This is a genomic window from Streptomyces rectiverticillatus (assembly GCF_013394065.1).
Lineage (GTDB): Bacteria > Actinomycetota > Actinomycetes > Streptomycetales > Streptomycetaceae > Streptomyces > Streptomyces rectiverticillatus.
Window position 1 is genome coordinate 1,205,846 of the sequence record NZ_CP040752.1, and the last position, 19,909, is coordinate 1,225,754.

Annotated in this window: 20 protein-coding genes; 14 read left to right on the plus strand and 6 right to left on the minus strand. The window is 75.0% G+C overall.

The window, feature by feature from the left end; genetic code table 11:
• Positions 1-459: 459 nt before the first annotated feature.
• The 4 genes from FGW37_RS04815 to FGW37_RS04830 all read right to left on the minus strand — a co-directional run bounded on the left by FGW37_RS04815 (position 460) and on the right by FGW37_RS04830 (position 4,390).
• On the minus strand, positions 460-1,983 hold the full coding sequence (locus tag FGW37_RS04815) for a hypothetical protein (RefSeq protein WP_179079917.1): 1,524 nt from the start codon (positions 1,981-1,983) through the stop codon (positions 460-462).
• A 67-nt stretch (positions 1,984-2,050) separates the two neighbouring features.
• Positions 2,051-2,695, minus strand: a complete 645-nt coding sequence (gene pcp, locus FGW37_RS04820; RefSeq protein WP_179079918.1) for a pyroglutamyl-peptidase I — start codon at positions 2,693-2,695, stop codon at positions 2,051-2,053.
• A gap of 25 nt (positions 2,696-2,720) precedes the next feature.
• The gene (locus FGW37_RS04825; protein WP_179079919.1) at positions 2,721-3,689 is read right to left on the minus strand and encodes a DUF979 domain-containing protein; all 969 of its coding nucleotides are present in this window, start codon (positions 3,687-3,689) and stop codon (positions 2,721-2,723) included.
• Positions 3,686-4,390, minus strand: coding sequence for a DUF969 domain-containing protein (locus tag FGW37_RS04830; protein WP_179079920.1), 705 nt, complete (start codon positions 4,388-4,390; stop codon positions 3,686-3,688). Before FGW37_RS04830 ends, FGW37_RS04825 begins: the two co-directional genes overlap by 4 nt.
• A 108-nt stretch (positions 4,391-4,498) precedes the next feature.
• Between FGW37_RS04830 and FGW37_RS04835 the strand changes: the two genes are divergently transcribed.
• From FGW37_RS04835 to FGW37_RS04850, 4 genes are all read left to right on the plus strand, one after another.
• Positions 4,499-5,152: a GntR family transcriptional regulator gene (locus FGW37_RS04835; protein ID WP_179084512.1), complete on the plus strand. Its 654-nt coding sequence runs from the start codon at positions 4,499-4,501 to the stop codon at positions 5,150-5,152.
• A complete protein-coding gene (locus FGW37_RS04840; protein ID WP_179079921.1) occupies positions 5,149-5,922 on the plus strand; it encodes a LamB/YcsF family protein in 774 nt (257 codons plus the stop codon). The genes FGW37_RS04835 and FGW37_RS04840 overlap by 4 nt, the downstream gene beginning before the upstream one ends.
• On the plus strand, positions 5,919-6,563 hold the full coding sequence (locus FGW37_RS04845) for a 5-oxoprolinase subunit B family protein (protein ID WP_179079922.1): 645 nt from the start codon (positions 5,919-5,921) through the stop codon (positions 6,561-6,563). Before FGW37_RS04840 ends, FGW37_RS04845 begins: the two co-directional genes overlap by 4 nt.
• Positions 6,564-6,636: 73 nt before the next feature.
• Positions 6,637-7,533 carry a 5-oxoprolinase subunit C family protein gene (locus FGW37_RS04850; RefSeq protein ID WP_179084513.1) on the plus strand — a complete coding sequence of 299 codons (897 nt, stop codon included), beginning with the start codon at positions 6,637-6,639 and terminating at the stop codon, positions 7,531-7,533.
• A 114-nt stretch (positions 7,534-7,647) separates the two neighbouring features.
• On the opposite strand, the gene FGW37_RS04855 is transcribed toward FGW37_RS04850, so the two are convergent.
• Positions 7,648-7,803 carry a hypothetical protein gene (locus tag FGW37_RS04855; RefSeq protein WP_179079923.1) on the minus strand — a complete coding sequence of 52 codons (156 nt, stop codon included), beginning with the start codon at positions 7,801-7,803 and terminating at the stop codon, positions 7,648-7,650.
• A 187-nt stretch (positions 7,804-7,990) separates the two neighbouring features.
• Between FGW37_RS04855 and FGW37_RS04860 the strand changes: the two genes are divergently transcribed.
• The 5 genes from FGW37_RS04860 (at position 7,991) to FGW37_RS04880 (ending at position 13,760) form a co-directional block, all read left to right on the plus strand.
• Positions 7,991-8,422, plus strand: coding sequence for an SPW repeat protein (locus FGW37_RS04860; RefSeq protein WP_179079924.1), 432 nt, complete (start codon positions 7,991-7,993; stop codon positions 8,420-8,422).
• Positions 8,423-8,816: 394 nt separating this feature from the next.
• Positions 8,817-10,238 carry a cytochrome P450 gene (locus FGW37_RS04865; protein ID WP_179079925.1) on the plus strand — a complete coding sequence of 474 codons (1,422 nt, stop codon included), beginning with the start codon at positions 8,817-8,819 and terminating at the stop codon, positions 10,236-10,238.
• Positions 10,235-11,623: a hypothetical protein gene (locus tag FGW37_RS04870; protein ID WP_179079926.1), complete on the plus strand. Its 1,389-nt coding sequence runs from the start codon at positions 10,235-10,237 to the stop codon at positions 11,621-11,623. Before FGW37_RS04865 ends, FGW37_RS04870 begins: the two co-directional genes overlap by 4 nt.
• Before the next feature lie 56 nt (positions 11,624-11,679).
• Complete coding sequence (locus FGW37_RS04875) at positions 11,680-13,464, plus strand: peroxidase family protein (protein ID WP_179079927.1); 1,785 nt, start codon at positions 11,680-11,682, stop codon at positions 13,462-13,464.
• Positions 13,464-13,760 carry a hypothetical protein gene (locus FGW37_RS04880; protein ID WP_179079928.1) on the plus strand — a complete coding sequence of 99 codons (297 nt, stop codon included), beginning with the start codon at positions 13,464-13,466 and terminating at the stop codon, positions 13,758-13,760. Before FGW37_RS04875 ends, FGW37_RS04880 begins: the two co-directional genes overlap by 1 nt.
• 261 nt (positions 13,761-14,021) lie before the next feature.
• On the opposite strand, the gene FGW37_RS04885 is transcribed toward FGW37_RS04880, so the two are convergent.
• On the minus strand, positions 14,022-14,480 hold the full coding sequence (locus FGW37_RS04885; RefSeq protein ID WP_179079929.1) for a hypothetical protein: 459 nt from the start codon (positions 14,478-14,480) through the stop codon (positions 14,022-14,024).
• A 173-nt stretch (positions 14,481-14,653) separates the two neighbouring features.
• On the opposite strand from FGW37_RS04885, the gene FGW37_RS04890 reads away from it, so the two are divergent.
• The 5 genes from FGW37_RS04890 (at position 14,654) to FGW37_RS33180 (ending at position 19,808) form a co-directional block, all read left to right on the plus strand.
• Positions 14,654-15,337 (plus strand): response regulator transcription factor, encoded by a 684-nt coding sequence (locus FGW37_RS04890; RefSeq protein WP_179079930.1) that lies wholly within the window; start codon positions 14,654-14,656, stop codon positions 15,335-15,337.
• 29 nt (positions 15,338-15,366) lie between these two features.
• A complete protein-coding gene (locus FGW37_RS04895) occupies positions 15,367-16,815 on the plus strand; it encodes a sensor histidine kinase (protein WP_179079931.1) in 1,449 nt (482 codons plus the stop codon).
• Between the two features lie 62 nt (positions 16,816-16,877).
• Positions 16,878-18,263 carry an FtsW/RodA/SpoVE family cell cycle protein gene (locus FGW37_RS04900; protein ID WP_425506635.1) on the plus strand — a complete coding sequence of 462 codons (1,386 nt, stop codon included), beginning with the start codon at positions 16,878-16,880 and terminating at the stop codon, positions 18,261-18,263.
• Between the two features lie 97 nt (positions 18,264-18,360).
• Positions 18,361-19,551 carry a cytochrome P450 gene (locus FGW37_RS33175; RefSeq protein WP_246430270.1) on the plus strand — a complete coding sequence of 397 codons (1,191 nt, stop codon included), beginning with the start codon at positions 18,361-18,363 and terminating at the stop codon, positions 19,549-19,551.
• A gap of 5 nt (positions 19,552-19,556) precedes the next feature.
• The gene (locus tag FGW37_RS33180) at positions 19,557-19,808 is read left to right on the plus strand and encodes a ferredoxin (protein ID WP_246430271.1); all 252 of its coding nucleotides are present in this window, start codon (positions 19,557-19,559) and stop codon (positions 19,806-19,808) included.
• The last annotated feature ends 101 nt before the right edge of the window (positions 19,809-19,909 follow it).

Genomic DNA, 19,909 nt, shown 5'->3' on the forward strand with positions numbered 1-19,909 from the left:
AATGCCCGGCCGCCCGCTGCAAGCGCGCCGCAGTGCCGGGACCGCCGCAAGTCACCGACGTCGCCCGCCGACAAGCCGCAGCGCCGAGCCCGGCACAATGCCCGGCCGCCCGCCGCAAGCGCGCCGCAGTGCCGGGACCGGCACAAGTCACCGACGTCGCCCGCCGACAAGCCGCAGCGCCGAGCCCGGCACAATGCCCGGCCGCCCGCCGCAAGCGCGCCGCAGTGCCGGGACCGGCACAAGTCACCGACGTCGCCCGCCGACAAGCCGCAGTGCCGGGCCCGGCACAATGCCCGGCCGCCCGCTGCAAGCGCGCCGCAGTGCCGGGCCCGCCGCAAGTCGCCGGCGTCGCCCGCGGGCAAGCCGCAGCGTCGAGCCGGGCGCAATCCCGGGCCGCCCGCCGCAGGCGCATCGTGCCGAGCCGGGAACGGCTCCGGGCCGTGCGCCGCAGGTGTGCCGTCACGATGCCTCCGTGCGGTCCGCGGCCATGCCCGCCGCGTCGAGGAGGGCCGTGCCGACGATGAGGTCGGCGCCGCCGAATTCGGGGTCGTCGAGGACCGTGCCGTCGTCTACGGCGAAGAGCAGGGACTGCTCGCCCTGGCGGTAGGCCGTGCCGACCGCGGGGCTCGCGGCGTGGACGGCGAGGAGAGCGACGAGGTAGGGCAGTTCGGGGTCGCGGCGGCGGGCCTCGGCGAGGAGGCCGGACAGGCGCCGCGGGGCGTCGGGGGGCAGGGTGAGCAGCTCCATGGCGCTCCCCAGCTGCTCCTCGCTGAAGCGGCTGTCGTCCGGCGTGGCGATGAGGTCCGGCTCGGGCATCTCCGCCCCGAGGTGCTCCCGCTCGGCGGGCGGGGTCAGCAGCATGTCGACGAGGTCGCCGACGCGGACGGAGACGGGCGTGCGCAGGCCCGTGCCACGGGCGAAGAAGGCGTCGGTGACGCGCCCGGCCTGCTCCAGCGGCAGCGGCAGCACGGGGGCGAGCAGCTGCCCATAGAGGTCGAGGCCGGCCCGGCCGGCGGAGGTGGCGAACGCCTGCCGGTCCTGCTCGGCGCGGAACAGCGGCCCTGCCTCCAGCAGCCGTGACTGCAGCTGGGTGTGACGGCGGATGCAGTCCTTGACGATGTCGACGAGCTCGGCGGCGCGCCGCTTGTTCTCGGGTTCCTCGGCCTCGTCGCGCGCCTTGCGGATGTTGGTGAGGATCGCGTTCTCGTGGCGGTAGCGGTCGGCGACGTGGTCGAGCGCTTCGGCGATCATGTCGGGCACGGCCTGCAGCCAGTCGACGGCGCGGACGTTGCGCCGGGTGGCGTCGAGGGTCTTGCGGAGGGTCTCCGCGTACTGCACGGTCCGGTAGCGGGCCTGCTCGGCGGCGAGCTGGGCGTCGGCGAGGCGGCCCCGGCTGATGAGGACCTCCAGCTTCACCTCGGCGGCGATCTGGGCGCTGGTGACGTCGGTGTCGAGGGCACCGACGAGGACGTTGACGGCCTCGTCGGTGGTGCGGAGGAAGACGGTGCCGCCGGGCCCGGGCACCTCCTCGACGAGCTTGAAGTCGTAGTCGCGCCGGACGTAGGCGCCGTCGGCCCCGAAGGTGCCGTAGACGGCGCGGAAGCCCCGGTCGACGCTGCCGACGTTGATGAGGTTCTCCAGGACCCAGCGGGCCACCCGCTCGTGCTCGGCCTGCGGGCGCTCGGGGGCCTGGGCGGCGACGCGCGGCTGCAGCCGGGCCACTATCTGCTCGTGGTCGGCGCCGGTGTCGAAGTCCATGTTGAGCGTGACCAGGTCGATGGCGGCGAGCGCCACCTCCGCCATGGCGTAGACGCCGTACTCGCCCGCGAGGTTGGCCTTGCGCGCGTCCAGGTCGTGCAGCGGCGCCGTGCAGGCGAGCGCACGCAGGCGGCGGGCCAGGCCCTCGTCGGCGGCCGGGCCCGGGGCCGGCCGTGACGGCCCGTTGAGCTGGGGCGGAGCGGCCGCCGGGGCTGGAGAAGTCACGTCGCACAGAGTAGGCGGTCGCACGGACAACGGACGAAACGGCACGGGCGGAATGTCCGCCACGTCCCTAGTGTGTGGCTCCGCCTTCCGCACGGATGTCCGTGGTGCGCCCGGCCGCGGTGACGGCGATCACACAGAGTGCCTCCGCGGCGGCGGCGACGGTCAGGGAGGGCAGGGCCCGGTCGGTGACCTGTCCGGGTGCGTAGGGGACGTGGACGAATCCGCCCCGCAGCCCGGGGCGTTCGGTGGCGGCGAGGTGCATCAGGCCGTAGAAGACGTGGTTGCAGACGAAGGTCCCGGCGGTCTGGGAGACCGAGGCGGGCAGGCCGGCGTCCCGTACGGCGGCGACGCACGCCTTGACGGGCAGGGTGGAGAAGTAGGCGGCGGGGCCGCCGGGGACGACGGGCTCGTCGACGGGCTGCGCGCCGGCGTTGTCGGGGATGCGGGCGTCGTCGACGTTGACGGCGATGCGCTCGACGGTGACGTCGGGGCGGCCGCCCGCCTGCCCCACGCACAGCACGAGGTCGGGTGCGGTGCGCTCGACGGCCTCCCGCAGGGCGTCGAGGGAGGTGCCGAAGGCGCAGGGCAGCCGGGCGGTGGAGAGGACGAGCCCCTCGGGCGGGCGCGCGGCGGCCGCCCGTACGGCCTCCCAGGAGGGGTTGAGGGCCTCTCCGTCGAAGGGTTCGAAGCCGGTGAGCAGAACACGGGTCATGGTGGTCGTTCCCTTCCCGGGGCCGTCAGACGGCGAAGAGGTACATGATGGCGATGTTGCAGCCGAGCAGGGCGACGGCCGTGGGAAGTTGCGCCTTGATGGGCCCGTACTGGTCCTTCAGTTCGAGCAGGGCCGCGGGGACGACGTTGAAGTTGGCGGCCATGGGCGTCACGAGCGTGCCGCAGAAGCCGGCGAGCATGCCGATGGCGAGGACGGCCGGGCCGTTGCCGTGTTCCTGGACGACGAGGACCGGCCAGCCGACGGCCGCGGTCATGACGGGGAAGGCGGCGAAACCGTTGCCCATGACGACGGTGAACAGGAACATCCCGACGCAGTAGACGACGACGGCCAGGAAGAGGGAGCCGTCGGGCAGCACCGCGGTGGTCATCCTGCGGACCTGGTCGCCGACGCCGGCGACGGAGAAAATGGTGCCCAAGGTGGCGAGGAGCTGGGGCAGCAGCATGGCCCAGCCCATCGACTCCAGCATGGACCGCCCGGCGTGCAGGGGCGTCGAGAGCCGCTTCTCGCGCAGCATCACCATGCCCACCATGAGGGCGACGACGGCGCCGATGCCGAGTCCGAGGATGGTCTCGCTGCCCTTCTGCAGGACGGGTTCGCCGTCCACGGAGAGCTTCTTGACGCCGACCGCGCAGACCAGGGCCACGACGGGGATGGTCAGCGCGGGGACGAAGAGGCGGCTGCCCCACCGCGCGGCCCGCGCCTCCCGCTGCCCGGGCGTCGCCGCGGCCCCCTTGCCGCGGCCGGTGAAGCCGAAGCCCGCGAGGCAGACCATGGCGAGGACGGCCGCGCCCAGGGGTTCGGCGGGGGCCGACTTGTCGGCGACCCAGGTGCCGTAGATGAAACCGAGGCCGAGCAGGCCCCAGAAGGCGGCGGTGCCGACGCGCTTGGGGTTGGTGCGGTCGGTGAGCATCTGCGCGGCCATCACCAGGAAGATGCCGCCGACCAGCCAGTAGAACCACTCCGCCTTGATCACTTGACGCTCTCCCCGAGCTCGGCGTTCCGGCCAGGACCGGCGGGCCCCGCGAGGCTGCGGTCGAGCCGCAGCAGCCGCCAGCCGTGGATGGCGAGGGCGCACAGGGCGGTGGGAATGGCCCACAGCGCGAGCTGCAGCGGTTCGAGGTGCGTGTGGTACGTGGTGTTGACGAATCCGGTGATCAGCAGGATCGACCCGACGGCCAGGAAGACGTCCTCGCCGAAGAAGAGCCCGACGTTGTCCGCGCTCGCGGCGAACGAGCGCACCTTCTCGCGGGCCTTCTCGCCCAGCGGCCCGTGGCGGCGCTCGGCGGCCCCCTCGGCCATGGGCGCGGCGAGCGGCCGCACGGTCTGGGCGTGCCCGAAGACGTTGTTGAGGCCGACGGCGGCCGCGATCTGGCGCAGCAGGAGGTAGAGCGCGAGGAAGCGGCCCGCGGTGAGCCCGGCGAAGCGGGTGATCAGGCGGCGGGCCTGTTCCTGGAGGCCGTGGTGTTCGAGCAGGCCGATGACGGGCAGCGTGATCACGAAGATCGTCACCGAGCGGCTGGAGGCGAACCCGGTGCCGAAGGCGGCCAGGACGCGCTGGGGGGAGAGGCCGCCGAGGAGGCCCGTGACGATGCCGGCGGCCCCGACCACCAGCAGGGGGTTGCGTCTCGTGGCGAAGCCGAGCACGACCACGAGGACGCCGAGGAGAACGATCATGCGCGCCGCCTTCCGGGATCCCGGACGGACCTCACTCGATCAGGTGAGGGGATTGGCGAGGAGGCTAAGATATTGTTCAACAATTCTCAATAGGTATTGGGGATGACGATGGCCCTGTCCACTGCGCAGCGCGTGGCCGACGTGCTCCGCGACCGCATCGAGGGCGGCGGTCTGCCGCCCGGCACCCGGCTCTCGGAAGAGGCCCTCGGCCGGGACCTCGGGGTCTCGCGCAACACGCTGCGCGAGGCGTTCCGCCTGCTCATCCACGAGAGCCTGGTCGTGCACCGGCTCAACCGCGGCGTCTTCGTCCGCGTCGTCGACCCCGCCGACGTCACCGACATCTACCGCGTGCGCGCCGCCCTGGAGTGCGCCGGCGTCCGGGCCGCCGCGGGGGCCGGGCGGCCGCTGCGCGCGGCCGTGACCGCGGCGGTGGACGAGGCCGAGCGCGCCGCCGCCGGGGGCGACTGGCAGGAGGTCGGCTCGGCCGACCTGCGCTTCCACCGCGCGCTGGCCGCCCTGTCCGCCAGCCCGCGCATCGACACCGCGATGGACCGGCTGATGGCCGAACTGCGCCTGGCTTTCCACGCGATGCCCTCGGCGCACCGCTTCCACGAGCCCTTCCTGGCGCGCAACCGTGCCCTCGCGAGGCTCCTGGAGGACGGCGAGTACGGGCGCGCGGAGAGCGAGCTGACCACCTATCTGGACGACGCCCTGAAGCTCATCCTGGGCGCTCTGCGGGAGCGGGAAGGGGAGAACGCATGAACGCCCACGGCACCGCCGTGCTCGACCTCAACGCCGACCTCGGGGAGGGCTTCGGGCGCTGGCGCCTGACCGACGACGACGCCCTGCTGTCCGTGGTGACGAGCGCGAACGTCGCCTGCGGCTTCCACGCCGGCGACCCCTCCACCATGCGGCAGGTCTGCGAGCGGGCCGCCGAGCGGGGGGTGCGCATCGGCGCCCAGGTCTCCTACCGCGACCTGGCGGGCTTCGGGCGCCGCGCCATGGACGTGCCCCCGGACGAGCTCGCCGACGAGATCACCTATCAGATCGGCGCCCTGCGCGTCTTCGCGCGCGCGGCCGGCTCGGACGTCACCTACGTCAAGCCGCACGGGGCGCTCTACAACCGCACGGTCGCCGACGCCGAGCAGGCCGCGGCCGTCGTCGCCGGGGTGCTGCGCGCGGGCGGGGCCCTGCCCGTGCTGGGCCTGCCGGGCTCCCGGCTGCACGAGGCCGCCGCCGGGGCCGGACTGCCGGTGGTCACCGAGGCGTTCGCCGACCGCGCCTACACGGCCGCCGGCACCCTGGTGCCGCGCCGGACCCCCGGTGCGGTCGTCCTCGACCCGGACGCGGTCGTCGCCCGCTCCGTGCGGATGGCCCGGGAGGGGGCCGTCACGTCCCTCACGGGCGAGGAGGTCACGGTCCGTGCCCGCTCCCTGTGCCTCCACGGCGACACTCCGGGCGCGGCGGACCTCGCCCGCCGGGTCCGCGCCGCGCTGGAGGCGGCAGACGTCCGTCTCGAGGCCTTCGCATGACCGCGCACCACGCGGCCGCCCCGTCCTGTCGCCCCCTGCGCGTCGGCCCGCACGCCCTGCTCGTCGAGGTGGCGGGCACCGGGGAGGCGCAGGCGCTGCACGCCGAACTGCTGCGGCGCCGTGCCGCCGGGACCCTGCCGCCCGTGACCGAGATCGTGCCGGCCGCGCGGACCGTCCTCCTCGACGGCCTGGCCGACCCGCAGGCCCTCGCCGCCGACATCGTGCACTGGGACGTGCCGCCGCTCGCGGCCGCCGGGAGCGAGCCCGTCGTCCTGCCGGTCCGCTACGACGGGGCCGACCTCGCGGAGGTCGCCGCCCTGTGGGGGGTCGCCGAGGACGAGGTCGCCCGCCTTCACTCCGGCCTCGAATTCCGCGTCGCGTTCTGCGGGTTCGCCCCCGGCTTCGGCTATCTGACCGGCCTGCCGGAGCACCTGCACGTACCGCGCCGGGCCACGCCCCGCACCGCCGTGCCCGCCGGCGCGGTCGGCCTGGCAGGCCCGTACACCGGCGTCTACCCCCGCTCCTCCCCCGGCGGATGGCAGCTCATCGGCCGTACGGACGCGGTCCTGTGGGACGTCGAGCGGGAACCGGCGGCGCTGCTGGCCCCCGGCACCCGCGTGCGGTTCGAGGTGAGCACATGAGCGGGACCGAATTCGAGGTGAGCGCATGACCGGGACCGAAACGGACAGCCAAGCGCCCGGAACGGACAGCGGCATGTCCGGAACGGACGACGGCCCGGCCGGCGGCGCGCCCGCCCTGGCCGTCGTCCGGCCCGGCGCCCTGACGACCGTGCAGGACCTCGGCCGGCCCGGCCACGCGCACCTGGGCGTCGGCCGCTCCGGCGCCCTGGACCCACCCGCGCACGCACTCGCCAACCGTCTCGTCGGCAACCCGGCCGGCCACGCCACGCTGGAGACCACCGTCGACGGCTGCGCCGTGCGCACCACGGCGGCCGTGACCGTCGCGGTGACCGGCGCCCCCTGCCCGGTGCAGGTCGACGGCCGCCCGGTGGCGTGGGGTGGCGCGGTGCGGGTCCCGGCGGGCGCGGTGCTCGACGTGGGCCGGGCCTCCTGGGGGCTGCGCAGCTACGTGGCGTTCGCGGGCGGCCTCGCCGTGCCGCCCGTCCTCGGCAGCCGCTCCCGCGACCTGCTGTCGGGGCTGGGGCCGGAACCGCTGACCGCGGGCGCGGAGCTGCCGCTCGGCGCGCCCTGCGGGCCGTCCGCGGGCGCCGACGCCCTCCCGTGGCCGGGCCCGCCGGTCGGCGCTCTGGTGCTGCCGGTCGTCCTCGGTCCGCGCGACGACTGGTTCACGCCCGCCGCGCTGCGCACCCTGGCCGGCGGCGGTTTCCGGGTGGCTGCCGCGAGCAACCGGATCGGGCTGCGTACGGAAGGGCCGGCCCTGGAGCGCGCCGCGGAGGGCGAACTCCCGAGCGAGGGGATGGTCCTGGGCGCGGTCCAAGTGCCCCCGGACGGCCGCCCCGTCGTCTTCCTCGCCGACCATCCGACGACCGGCGGCTATCCCGTCGTCGGCGTGGTGCCCGAGGCGGAACTGGCCGCCGTGGCGCAGGCCGTGCCCGGCACGCCCGTGCGGTTCGTGCCCGTGCGGGGCTGACGCCGCCGCGACGGCCGCAGTCCCGGTGCCCGGCGGATTCCCGTGCCCGGCCGCCCCGCGCCGGGCCGCCGGCCGCCGCCCGGGGCGGGCGCCCCGGGCCTGCGGCCCCCGCGTTCAGTCCAGACCGCGGATGATGTGCGACTCCGCGTCGGGGTCCTCGCCGGTGCGCTCCGGCGTCTCGCCCGGGACCGGACGGCGGGCCCGCGCGGTCTCCTCCCGGGTCTCGCCCCGCTGCTGCATCCGCTCGCCCTGTCCCTTGAGCTGCTCCACGGCCGCCTCCTCGCATCGCCGAACCCCCGGAAACCGACTGGCCGGGTTCCCCCAGGGTGACGGGCCGAAACCGGCCCCCAACACAGGGGAAATCGCCAGATATGACGATCCCCGTTCGGGCGAAAATCCCTCCAATCAGGTTAAAATGCAGGCAGGTCCGACCTGACACTGAAAGAAGGTGGCTGACGTGACCGCTCCTACGTCGCCCCGGATAGAACAGCACCCGGACATCCTGGCGCTCCGCGCCCACTCCGAAGCGGCGACGAGCACGCCCGTCGCCCAGGCCGTTGAGGCACTCGCCCTTCTCTGCGGTGTCTATCTGGCCGCTTCGCCATGGATTGTGGGCTTCAGCGGCGCATCCACTCTTGCCATCCACAATGTGATCGTGGGTGCAGCCTTCGCTTGCCTGGTCGGCGGTTTCGGTCCCGCCTACGAGCGCACGCACGCGATGAGCTGGGCCGCCCTGTGCCTCGGCGCCTGGACGATCATTTCCCCCTGGGTCGTCGCCGGGCACGCGTTCATCACACACGCCATCGTCAGCAACGTCGTCGCCGGAGCGGTGGCCTGCCTGGTGGCCCTCACCCTGGCACGCATGGGGATGGCGAGGTCACGGCGCTGACCGCCGCACGGTCCGGGAACGGCTGAATTTCGACGTTCTCGCCGTTCCCGCTCTGCACGCCGTTGCCTTTCGGCGGTCTTCCTCCCCTCCGGCCCCGCCGCCCGCACACCGGGCGGCGGGGCCGGAGCACGTCCGGGGCGGCGAACGCCGGGCTGCCGGCACCCGCCTGCGAACACCGGGCAGCAAACACCGGGCCGCAAACACCGGGCGACAACATCAACCGCCCGATTCACCCCGGGGGATGAAAACTCGGGTGATCTTCGTACCTGATGACTCCGCCGGACGGGAAGTGGCAATGCTCCCCCTCCCACTGATCACTCCAACCTCATGAGGTCCGACGCATGACGATCGAGGCGCTGCCCGAGGGGCCGCGCAACCGGGGGAAGGCCCAGGGATGAGTCACCTCTACAGCTACAGCGCGCCCGGGGTCGGCACGGGCCGGGGGACGGCACTGCCCGCCGCGTCCGCGGGTGAGAACCTCCGGCTCACCCTCGTCTACTTCCTCCCCAACTACCTCAAGGGCGTCTTCCGCTCCCGGCCCCGGATCGCCGCCCTCCTCGCCCGGGCGGACACGTCCCGGCGCGGCCTGGAGACCATGCGCCGCATGCGGCGCCGGTACGGCCGCGGCCCGGTCATGGTGCGCGGCGCCGCCGGCCCCACGCTCCTCGTGTTGGACGCCGACGACGCCCGGCAGGTCCTCTCCGGGCCGGTGGGGGTCTACGCGGTCGACACCTGGGAGAAGGTGAGCGGGTTCGCGGCGGTCCAGCCCGAGACGCTGGTGGCCTCGCACGGCCGGCAGCGGGTGGTGCGGCGGATGTTCAACGACGCGGTCCTGGACGCCGGCTGCCCGGTGCACCGGCTCGCCGACCGTTTCCTGCGGGTCGCCGGCGAGGAGGCCGCGGCCCTGCTGGGCCCCGGGGCGGTGGCCGGGCTGCGCCCGGAGGCGCTGCGCGAGGGCTTCGAGCGCGTGGGGCGGCGCTGCTTCCTGGGCGAGGCCGCCGCCGACGACGAGGAGTTCTCCCGGCTCCTGGCCGGGCTCCTCGCCGAGGCCAACTGGATGGGCGCGCGCCGCTGGCGGGGCCGCCGCACCCGCCGGCTCCGCCGCAAGATGATGCAGCGTCAGGCCCGCTATCTGTACGAGGCCGACCCGCGCAGCCTGGCGGGGCTGTTCGCGGCCGCTCCCCGCGGCCCCGAGACCGCCCCCGAGTGCCAGGTCAGCCACTGGTTCATGGCGCTCGGTGCGCTGAGCGCCGTCACCGCGCAGACGCTCGCCCTGCTCGCCACGCACCCGCGCCAGCACGAGCGCGCGATGGAGGAGATCCGGGCGGCGGACCGCACCCATGGGCCGCGCACGGTCCCCGGTTTCCTCGGCATGCCCTACCTGCGCGCCTGCGTGCAGGAGGCGGCCCGGCTGTGGCCGCCCGTGACCGGCCTCGCCCGCCGGACCACCGGCGAGACCCGCTGGCGGGACTCGGTCGCACCGGGCGGGGTCAACGTCCTCGTGCCGGCCGCGTTCCACGCCCGCGACGGCGAACGGATCGGGTACGCGCACCGGTTCGCGCCCGAGAAGTGGCTGGACGGCACCGCCGAGCGCGACTGGGCGGTCAGCCCGTTCAGCCGGGGCGAGGCCCAGTGCAGCGGCATGGAGCTCGGCCTGCAGCTGGCCACGGCGTTCGTCGCCGAGCTGCTGCGCGGCGGTGAGCTCGCCGTCGCCGGGGTCCGGCTCGGCCCCGGCCACCCGCTTCCGTACACCTTCGACACCTCGCGGCTGCGGATCGGGATCCGCGCCGCCCGTACGCCGGAGGAGGGCGCATGACGGCCGAGGGCACGCCGGGTTCCCGGGATACGGGGACCGGCCCGGAGGATGCGGCGGCCGCGCGGCTCGCCGCCGTGGCCTGCGAGCTGGGCGAGGCCGCCGGAGCCGTCCGCGCGGCCGGGCTCGCGGTCACGGCCGTCGCCACCGACCCCACGCTGCTCGCCTCGCTCGGCCGCTCGCCCCGCCGCGGGCTGCGGGCGGCGCAGGCCCTGGCCCACGGCCTCACCGACGCCGCGGGGCTCGGCTACGCCCCCGACGGGGGGCGGGCCGGCCGGGTCGCCCGGCTGGCCGGAGCGGCCGCCCTCCGCAGGAGCCTCGCGGCCGATCTGGCGGCCACCGCGCTGCGCCTGCGGATCCGGCTGTGCGCGACGCGGCACGCGGAGTACGCCACGCAGAGCCCGGTGCGTCGGCTGCTCGTCGCCGTCGAGGCCGGGCTGCCCGAGCTGGCCCTGCGCATCCTCCGGGAGCGCGTGCGCGTCCGGGGAGCCGGGCACACCCTGGCCGCGCTCGCCCCCGCGCTCGGCGACGTGAGCGCCTGGAGCGCGCTGACGGACGGCAATCCGTTCAACGACGCGGCGGCCTGGCGCGCCGTCATGGGCACCGCGGCCGGGGCCGCTTCCGTGCCCGGCCCCCGCGCCGAGGCCCGGCCCGGCTTCCTCCGGAGCCGGGAGAAGGCCGTCGCCGAGCCGCCGGACCCGGCGTTCCTCGACGGCCTGGACGACGGCGGCGGCATCACCGCCCATCTGCGCAACATGGCGGCCCTCGGCCACGGCAGGATGCTCACCCGGCACGTCACCGGCCCGGACGGCGCCGCCCGCTGCCTGGTGCTGCTGCCCGGCCCGGGGTTCGTCCTGCCGCGCACGGCCTCCCCGCAGGAGCTGGTCGGGGCCGTCGCCGAGCTGAACCGCGGCGACTCCCCGTACACCCGGGCCGTCCGCGAAGCCCTGCTGCGCACGGTGCCCGAAGGGATGCCGGTCGCGCTCGTCGGGCACGGCCACGGCGGCGTGACGGCCGGGCACCTCGCCTGTGCCCCCGAGGCGGGCACCCGCCTGCGGATCACGCACGTCGTCGCCATCGGCTCCCCGGCCGGCCCCCCGCGCCCGCACGACCCCCGCACCCGCGTCGTGGCCCTCGCCGAGGAGCACGACCTGACCCCCCGTCTGGGAGGCCACAGCCCCGTACCGGCCCTCCCCCCGCCCCCGGCCCTGCTGGAGATCACCTGGGCGGACCCCTCGTACGACGTCCCGCAGTGCCACGGCGCGGAGACCTACGCCCAGAGCCTCGACAAGACCGCCCCCGAGGCCCGTGACCGGGTGGACGAGCTGCTCGCCCCCTACCGGGGCCGGGCCGGGCGGACCGTCGTCCACCGCCTCCCGGCCGGGTAGGCCGGCGCGGCCCGAGTGTCCGAAGCACCTTCTGCAACCCTCACGGAGAACTGTCGATGACGCCGGTACCGCGCCGCCGCGAGTGGCACTCCCTTCCCTTCCCCCTCGCGCTGCTGGAGCTCAGGAGACAGCGGCAAGTACTGCGGGCGCACAACCTGCACGACACCTACGGGGCCGGCGGGGAGCACCCCCGTACACCCACCGCCGCGCTGCTCCCGCACCGCAGCTACGACGGCTCGGGATACGACCCCGCCGATGCCGACATGGGCCGGGCGGGCACCCGGTTCGACCGCAACTGCGCCCTGCCGGAGACCTTCCCCGAGCCGGAGGACGACGGCCTGCTCTCGCCCAGCCCCCGGGAGGTCAGCCGGCAGCTGCTGCGCCGACGCTCCGGCTTCCGCCCGGCCACGGGGCTGAACCTGCTGGCCGCGGCCTGGATCCAGTTCCAGAACCACGGCTGGTTCAGCCACGGGGAGAACAAGGCCGACGGCCCGCTGGACGTGCCGCTGGCCGCCGACGACGACTGGCCGCAGTGCCCGATGCTCGTACGCCGCTCCCGCCCCGATCCCGCCCGCCGCCCCGGCTCCACCGGCCCGGCGCACCCGCCCACGTACGAGAACACCGTCAGCCACTGGTGGGACGGCTCCCAGCTCTACGGTTCGAGCGAGGAGCGCTGCCGGGCCCTGCGCACGGGCGAGCGGGGCAAGCTCGCCCTGAGGGACGGACGGCTGCCCGACGAGACGGCGCCGGGGCTGTCCGGCATCGACCTCACGGGCTTCAACGACAACTACTGGGTCGGGCTGTCCCTGCTGCACACGCTCTTCGCCAAGGAGCACAACGCCATCTGCGACAGGATCGCCGCCGCCCATCCCACGTGGGGGGACGAGCGGCTCTTCCAGACGGCCCGGCTCGTGAACGCCGCCGTCATGGCGAAGATCCACACCGTGGAGTGGACCCCGGGGGTGGTCTCCCACCCCGTCACCCGGGCGGCCATGCACATGAACTGGTACGGCGTCCTGCCCACCCGGGTGCGGCGCCGGGTCGGCCGGTTCGGCACCGGCGAGTCGCTCTTCGGCATCCCCGGCTCCCCTACGGACCACCACACCGCGCCGTATTCGATGACCGAGGAGTTCGTCGCCGCCTACCGGCTGCACCCCCTCATCCGCGACGAGTACGCGATCCACTCGCACCGCACGGGCGCGCTGATCGAGCGGACGGGCTTCGACGAGCTGCAGGCGCTGGCCACCCGGCCCGCGGTGGACAAGTACGGCCTCGCCGACCTTCTGTACTCCTTCGGCGTGATGAACCCCGGTGACATCACCCTGCACAACCACCCCGACAGCCTGCGCGACCTCGCGCGGATCTCCGGCGAACGGGTGGACGTCGGCGCGGTGGACATCCTGCGCGACCGGGAGCGGGGCGTCCCCCGCTACACCGCGCTGCGGGCGGCGCTGCATCGCCCGCCGGTCTCCGGCTTCGAGGAGCTGACGGGTGGTGACGTGGGGCTCGCGGCCGAGCTGCGCGAGGTCTACGACGGCCGGCTGGACCGCGTCGACACCATGGTCGGCATGTACGCCGAACAGCGGCCGCGGGGGTTCGCGTTCAGCGACACGGCGTTCCGGGTGTTCGTCCTGATGGCGTCCCGGCGGCTGAAGAGCGACCGCTTCTTCACCCGGGACTACCGCCCGGAGGTCTACACCCCCGAGGGCATGGAGTGGATCGACCGCACCGGCATGACCGACGTGCTGATGCGCCACCACCCGGAGCTCGCCCCGGCGCTGCGGGGGGTGCGCAACGCGTTCGCGCCCTGGCGGATGCTGCGGCCCGGGGGGATCCGGTGATGGGCGCCGGCGCGGAGCACGCGCCCTGGTCGCGGCCCGTCCGGGCGCAGGCCTGCTCGCTGCGGGAGCAGGCGGCCCGGCTGCGGTCGAGCGCCGAGGAGGTGGCCTCGCTCGGCGCGGAGGGCGCGGCCCTGCACAAACGGATGATCGCCCATGCGGACCGCGCCGAGACGGCCGCGCGCTCACTGGAGCGCGCGGCCGATGCCCTGGCCCGGCACGAGGCGGTTCTCGCCGCGCTGGACCGCCGTCTGGCGGACGACGACGCCGGCGGCCGGGGCGGCCCCCGGTGGCGCTAGCCCCGTCCGGGTCGACCCGGACGGGGACGAGGACGCCGCCGTTGCGATGCGGCCGGACCCTCGCCGCCGTGGTCACGCGCCGCTGCGGCCGGGAGATTTCCCCGCCGCAGCGGGCCGCAGGCACCGGCGCCGCGGCCGGTCGTCGCAGCGGCGCAGTGAGAGGGTGCGCCGCACCCTTTCGGCCGTTGCTGCGGCGGGCAACCGCAGTCGTGGAGACCGGCGGTGCCGGCGGTGCCGACGGTGCGGCAGTCCGGCGCGGTGCTAACGGGCCGCCAGCGCGCCGGCCGGCTCGCGGGCGTACCAGCGGTCGGCGCGGAGTTCGGCCAGGCCCTGGTCCGCGAGGCCCTGGACGTGCTTGGTGACGGTGCGCGGCTGATATCCGGCCGCCGCGCAGAGCTCCTCCAGGGACGCCCCGGCGGTGCCGTACGTCCGCAGGCTCTCCCACGTACGCGCGGTGTGCCGGCCGAGCACGGGGGCGGCGGCCGGCGGGGCGGCGCGCTCCAGCATGACGGCCTGCCGGGCCGCCACCTGCTCCAGGGGCTGCTCCGGCGCCTTCGGCACCACCGGCTGCCGGGCGGCCGACGCGGCGGGCTGCGCGGCCGTGTGCGCGACGGCCGGCTGTGGGGCCGCGGCCGGGGAACGGCGGCGGACGGCCGCGCCGATCGGGCGCGGAGTGCGGTTGACCCTGCGGTGCCTGCGGCCCTTCTGGCGTTTGCTCATGGATGTACCACTGCTCCGTCCTGTGGCGGGGTGCGTTGCTGCGTGCTCTCCCCCGGGTCAACCCGGCGGTCATCAGGCGGTTACGGCCATGTCTTCGAGTGTGCGGGACATCACGCGCGAGCCCGGCAGGGCACGCCGCAAGTGCTTCTCGTGGCATATGTGACGCTTGGGGCGTGCGCATTCTGATAGTCGAGGACGAGACGGGGCTGGCCGATTCCCTGCGGCAGGGGCTGTCCGCGGAGGGCCACCTGGTGGACGCCGTCCACGACGGCCACCGCGGCCTGGAGGCGGCGCTCACCGGCGTATACGACGTGATCGTCCTCGACGTGATGCTGCCGGGCCCGGACGGCTACGAGATCTGCCGGCGGCTGCGCGGGCTCGGCCAGTGGACGCCGGTGCTGATGCTGACCGCCAAGGACGGCGAGTACGACGAGGCGGAGGGGCTCGACGCGGGGGCCGACGACTACCTGTCGAAGCCGTTCTCGTTCGTGGTGCTGCTCGCCCGGCTGCGTGCGCTGGGCCGCCGCCGGGGCGGCGGGGGCACTCCCCCGCTGCGCGCCGGGGACCTGGTGCTGGACCCCGCGGCGCGGCGCTGCCTGCGCGGCGACGCGGAGATCGAGCTGACCGCGCGCGAGCTGTCCGTCCTGCAGTACCTGATGGCGAACGCGGGGCAGGCGGTGGCCAAGCGCGACATCCTCGACGAGGTCTGGGACTTCCCCGGCGACACCGACCCGAACATCGTGGAGGTGTACGTCTCCTCGCTGCGCAGGAAGATCGACGCACCGTTCGGCCGGCACACGATCGTGACCGTGCACGGCACCGGCTACCGCATCGCCGCGGACGGCGGCGGCCCGTGACCGCTGCGCGCCGCCTGAGGCTGCCGCGCATGCGGCCGCGCACGCTGCGGGGCAGGTGCGCGGCCGCGGCGGCCCTGGCGATGGCGGTGGTGCTCGGCGTGGGCGGCACCTGGCTGTACACGGTGCTGCGCGCCAACCTGCTGGACACCACGACCGGCCGCACCGAGCTGGCCGCCCGCGAGGTGGCCGCGCAGGCGGACGCCGGCGAGCTGCCCTCGCTGCTGGCCTCGCCCCGCACGGGCGTGGACGTCGTGCTCGTCCTCGACGCGCACGGGGCGGTGGTCGCCACCACGCGGCCGTCGGCGGAGGCGCTCGCGCGCGAGGTCGCCCCGCTGCGCCCGGAGGCCGGGCGCGACGCGGCCCACCGCATCCTGTCCGGCGCCCCGGCGGCGGGCGGCGACCGCGGCGACGTCGTGGTGGTGCGGGCCGCGGCGCCGCCGGGGCCGGGCGGGGAGCGGCAGGAGCGGTACGTCTACGCGCTGACGGTGCTCAACGACGTCGACGGCGCCACGCACGCGATCGCGCTCGGCCTCCTCGCGGGCGCCCCGCCGCTGATCGGCCTGGCCGCGGCCATCGCCTGGGCGGTGACGGGGACGGCGCTGCGGCCGGTGACCACGATCCGTACGGAGCTGGCGGCCGTCACCGCGAGCGCGCTGGACCGGCGGGTTCCGGTGCCGGCGGCCGGCGACGAGGTGGCGCAGCTGGCCCGTACGGTCAACGCGACGCTGGACCGGCTGGAGCTCGCGGTGGGCCGGCAGCGGCAGTTCGTCGCCGATGCCTCGCACGAGCTGCGCAACCCCGTGGCCGCGGTGCGCTCCCGGCTGGAGGTGGTGCTGGCCGCGCCCGGCGGGCCGTCGCCCGAGGGCGTGCGGGCGGCGCTTGCGGACACCGTGCGGCTGCAGCACGTGGCGGCGGACCTGCTGCTCCTGGCCCGCTTCGACGCGCGGGCGCCGATGGCCGCCGGGGAGCCCGCGGACCTCGCGCTGCTGGCGGCCGAGGAGGCGGCCCGGCGCCCGGCGCCCCGGGTGCCGCTGGCGGTGCGCGCCGCGGCTCCGGTGCCGTTGCGCGGCCGGACGGGGCAGCTGGAGCGCCTGCTGGCGAACCTGGTCGACAACGCGCTGCGGCACGCCGCCTCGCGCGTGGTCATCACGGCGTCGCTCGACGAGGCCGCGGGGCGGGCGGTGCTGGAGGTGTCCGACGACGGGCCGGGGATCCCGGAGGAGGAGCGCGAGCGCGTCTTCGAGCGCTTCGTCCGGCTGGACTCCGCGCGGGCCAGGGAGAGCGGCGGCAGCGGGCTGGGGCTGGCCATCGCCCGGGAGATCGCGTGCGCCCACGGCGGGGGCCTCGACGTGGCGCCGGGCAGGAAGGGGGCGCGCCTGGTGGCGTGGTTCCCGCTGCCCGGGGGCGCACCGCCCGGACGGGCCGGTTCCGGAGGATCCAATTCCGGAGGGCTTGGTTCCGGAACATCCGATTCCTGAAGGTTCGCTCAGGAATCTCAGGATTCCTTCAGGCGGGGCCGACGATAGTGATCGTTGTGACCGTGGATTCCGTGCACCTCTATGGCCGTGACGAGCACCGTGCGCAGGCGCGGGCCCCGTCCGCCGCGGCACGGCGCAACCGGGAGGCGCTGCTGCTCGGCCTGGCCGTCCTGATCAGCTGTTTCGGCTACGCGTACACCGGCCTGGCGACGACCGACCGGATACCCGGCGGCTTCGCCGGGTTCGCGGGCGCGACGGCCTGCCTGGCGCTGGTGCCGCACCTGGCCGTGCGCCGCTGGGCCCCGTACGCCGATCCGCTGATCCTCCCCCTGGCCGTCCTGCTGTCCGGGATCGGCCTGGTGCTGCTGTACCGGCTGGACTTCTCCTACGGCGAGCGCTACTCCTCGGCCCCGACGGCCTCCAACCAGCTGATGTGGACGGTCATCGGCGTGGGCCTGTGCGTGGGCGTGCTCGTCGCGCTGAAGGACCACCGCCGGCTCCAGCGGTACATCTACCTGACGATGGCCGTGGCGCTGGTGCTGCTGATGGCCCCGGCGTTCTTCCCCGACGACACCTACGGCGCCAAGCGGTGGATCTACCTCGGCTCGCTGTCGTTCCAGCCGGGCGAGTTCGTCAAGACCATGATCACGGTGTTCTTCGCGGGCTACCTGGTCATCCACCGCAACGCGCTGGCCCTCACGGGCCGCAAGGTGCTGGGCGTACGGCTGCCACCGGGCCGGCAGCTCGCGCCGATCCTGGCGGTGTGGGTGCTGAGCCTGCTGGTCCTGGTCTTCGAGCGGGACCTGGGCACCTCGCTGATCTTCTTCGGGCTGTTCGTGGTGATGCTGTACGCGGCCACCGAGCGGTTCAGCTGGGTGCTGTGCGGCCTGCTGATGGCGTCGGCGGGCGCCGTCGTGGTCGGCTCCGCGGAGCCGCACGTCAAGGGCCGGATCGACGCCTGGCAGCACCCGTTCGAGGCGCTGCACAGCCAGCAGGCGGGATCGGACCAGCTCGCCAAGGCGCTGTTCGGCTTCGGCAGCGGCGGGATCAGCGGCACCGGGCTGGGCCGGGGCCACCCCGAGCTGATCGGCTTCGCCGGCCGCAGCGACTTCATTCTCACCACCGTCGGCGAGGAGCTGGGCCTGGCCGGCACGATGGTCGTCCTCGTGCTCTACGCGCTGCTGGCCCAGCGCGGCCTGAGCACCGCGGTGGCCGCGCGCGACCCCTTCGGGAAGCTGCTGGCCGTCGGGCTCGCGGCGGCCCTGGCGCTACAGGTCTTCGTAGTGGCGGGCGGGGTGATGGGCCTGATCCCGCTGACCGGCAAGGCGCTGCCGTTCCTCGCCAAGAGCGGCTCCTCGCTCGTCGCCAACTGGCTGATGGTGGCGCTGCTGATCCGCATCAGCGACAGCGCGGGCCGGGCCCGGGCCGCGCGGGTGCAGGCGGAGTGAATCCGGGCGGCGCGAGGGTTCACGCCTTGTTGACCGAGGCACCCATCTCTGCCGACGCTTGCCTGTAAGCAGGGACACTCAGGAAAGAGGCGCGCGGATGTCCATCACCCACGACGAGCCCACTGCCTATCCCTTCAACGACCCCACCGGACTGGCCCTGTCCGGGAAGTACGCACAGGCGCGCCGCAGTGAGGGGCTGCTGCGCGTCCGCATGGAGTACGGCGAGCCCGCCTGGCTCGTCACCCGCTACGCCGACGCCCGGCTCGTCCTCGGCGACCGGCGGTTCAGCCGGGCCGAGAGCGCCCACCACGACCAGCCACGCATGGGCGACGGGCCGCGCGACACCGGTCTGCTGAGCATGGACCCGCCGGACCACACGCGGCTGCGGACCCTGGTGACGAAGGCGTTCACCACCCCTCGGGTCGAGAACCTGCGCCCGGACGTGCGTGCCCTCGCCGAGAGCCTGGTGGACGCGATGGTCGCGGCGGGCCCGCCCGCCGACCTGGTGGAGGACTACGCGCTGCCGATCCCCGTCGCCGTGATCTGCCGGCTGCTCGGGGTGCCGGAGGAGGACCGGCCGCGCTTCCGTAAATGGAGCGACGCCGCACTGTCGACCAGTTCGCTGAGCGCCGAGGAGAAGACGGTGAACCGGGACGAGCTGCGGGCCTACATGGCCGGGCTCGTCGAGGAGCACCGCGCCCGGCCCGCCGACGACCTGATGACCGCCCTGATCGAGGCGCGCGACGTGGGCGACCGGCTCTCCGAGAGCGAGCTGATCGAGCTGTGCGTGGGCATCCTCGTCGCCGGCCACGAGACCACCGCGACGCAGGTCCCCAACTTCGTGCTCACCCTCTTCGACCACCCCGCAGTGCTGGAGCGGCTGCACGCCGACCCGGCCCTCCTGCCGGGCACCGTCGAGGAGCTCATGCGCTTCGTCCCGCTGGGCGCGGGGGCGTCGTTCGCCCGCTACGCGCTGGAGGACGTCGAGGTGGGCGGCACGCTCGTGCGCAAGGGCGACGCGGTCCTGGTGTCCGTCGGCGCGGCCAACCGCGACGCCCGGCGGTTCGCCGACCCCGAGGCCCTCGACATCGGCCGGGAGGCCAACCAGCACCTGGGCTTCGGCCATGGCGTGCACCACTGCCTCGGTGCCCCGCTGGCCCGGCTGGAGCTCCAGGAGGCGCTGCGGGCGCTGATCCTGCGGCTGCCCGGGCTCCGGCCGGCCGGCGACATCGTCTGGAAGACGGGGATGCTGGTCCGCGGGCCGCGCTCGATGCCGGTGGGGTGGTGAGCCCGGTGACGGACCCGGCGGAGGCCACGGCGGACGGCACGGCGGCGTGGCGGGTGGCGGTGGACCGGGGCGCGTGCCTCGGCTCGGGGATCTGCGCGGCCCTGGCGCCGGGGCTGTTCGCGCTGGACGGCGAACGCTCCCGGCCCTTGAGAGGGGCGACGGAGCCCGACGAGGCGGTGCTGGACGCGGCGGACTCCTGCCCCGCGGCGGCCATCACCGTCACCGCGGGAACGGAGGTCGTCGGGCCACGGCCATGACGTGACGCCAGGTAATGGCGGGCGGCGGAGATACCCGTGGTGCGGGGTGGGTACTACCCGGGTGCCCGGGCCGACCACGCGCCCGCCTGCCGAAAGGACAT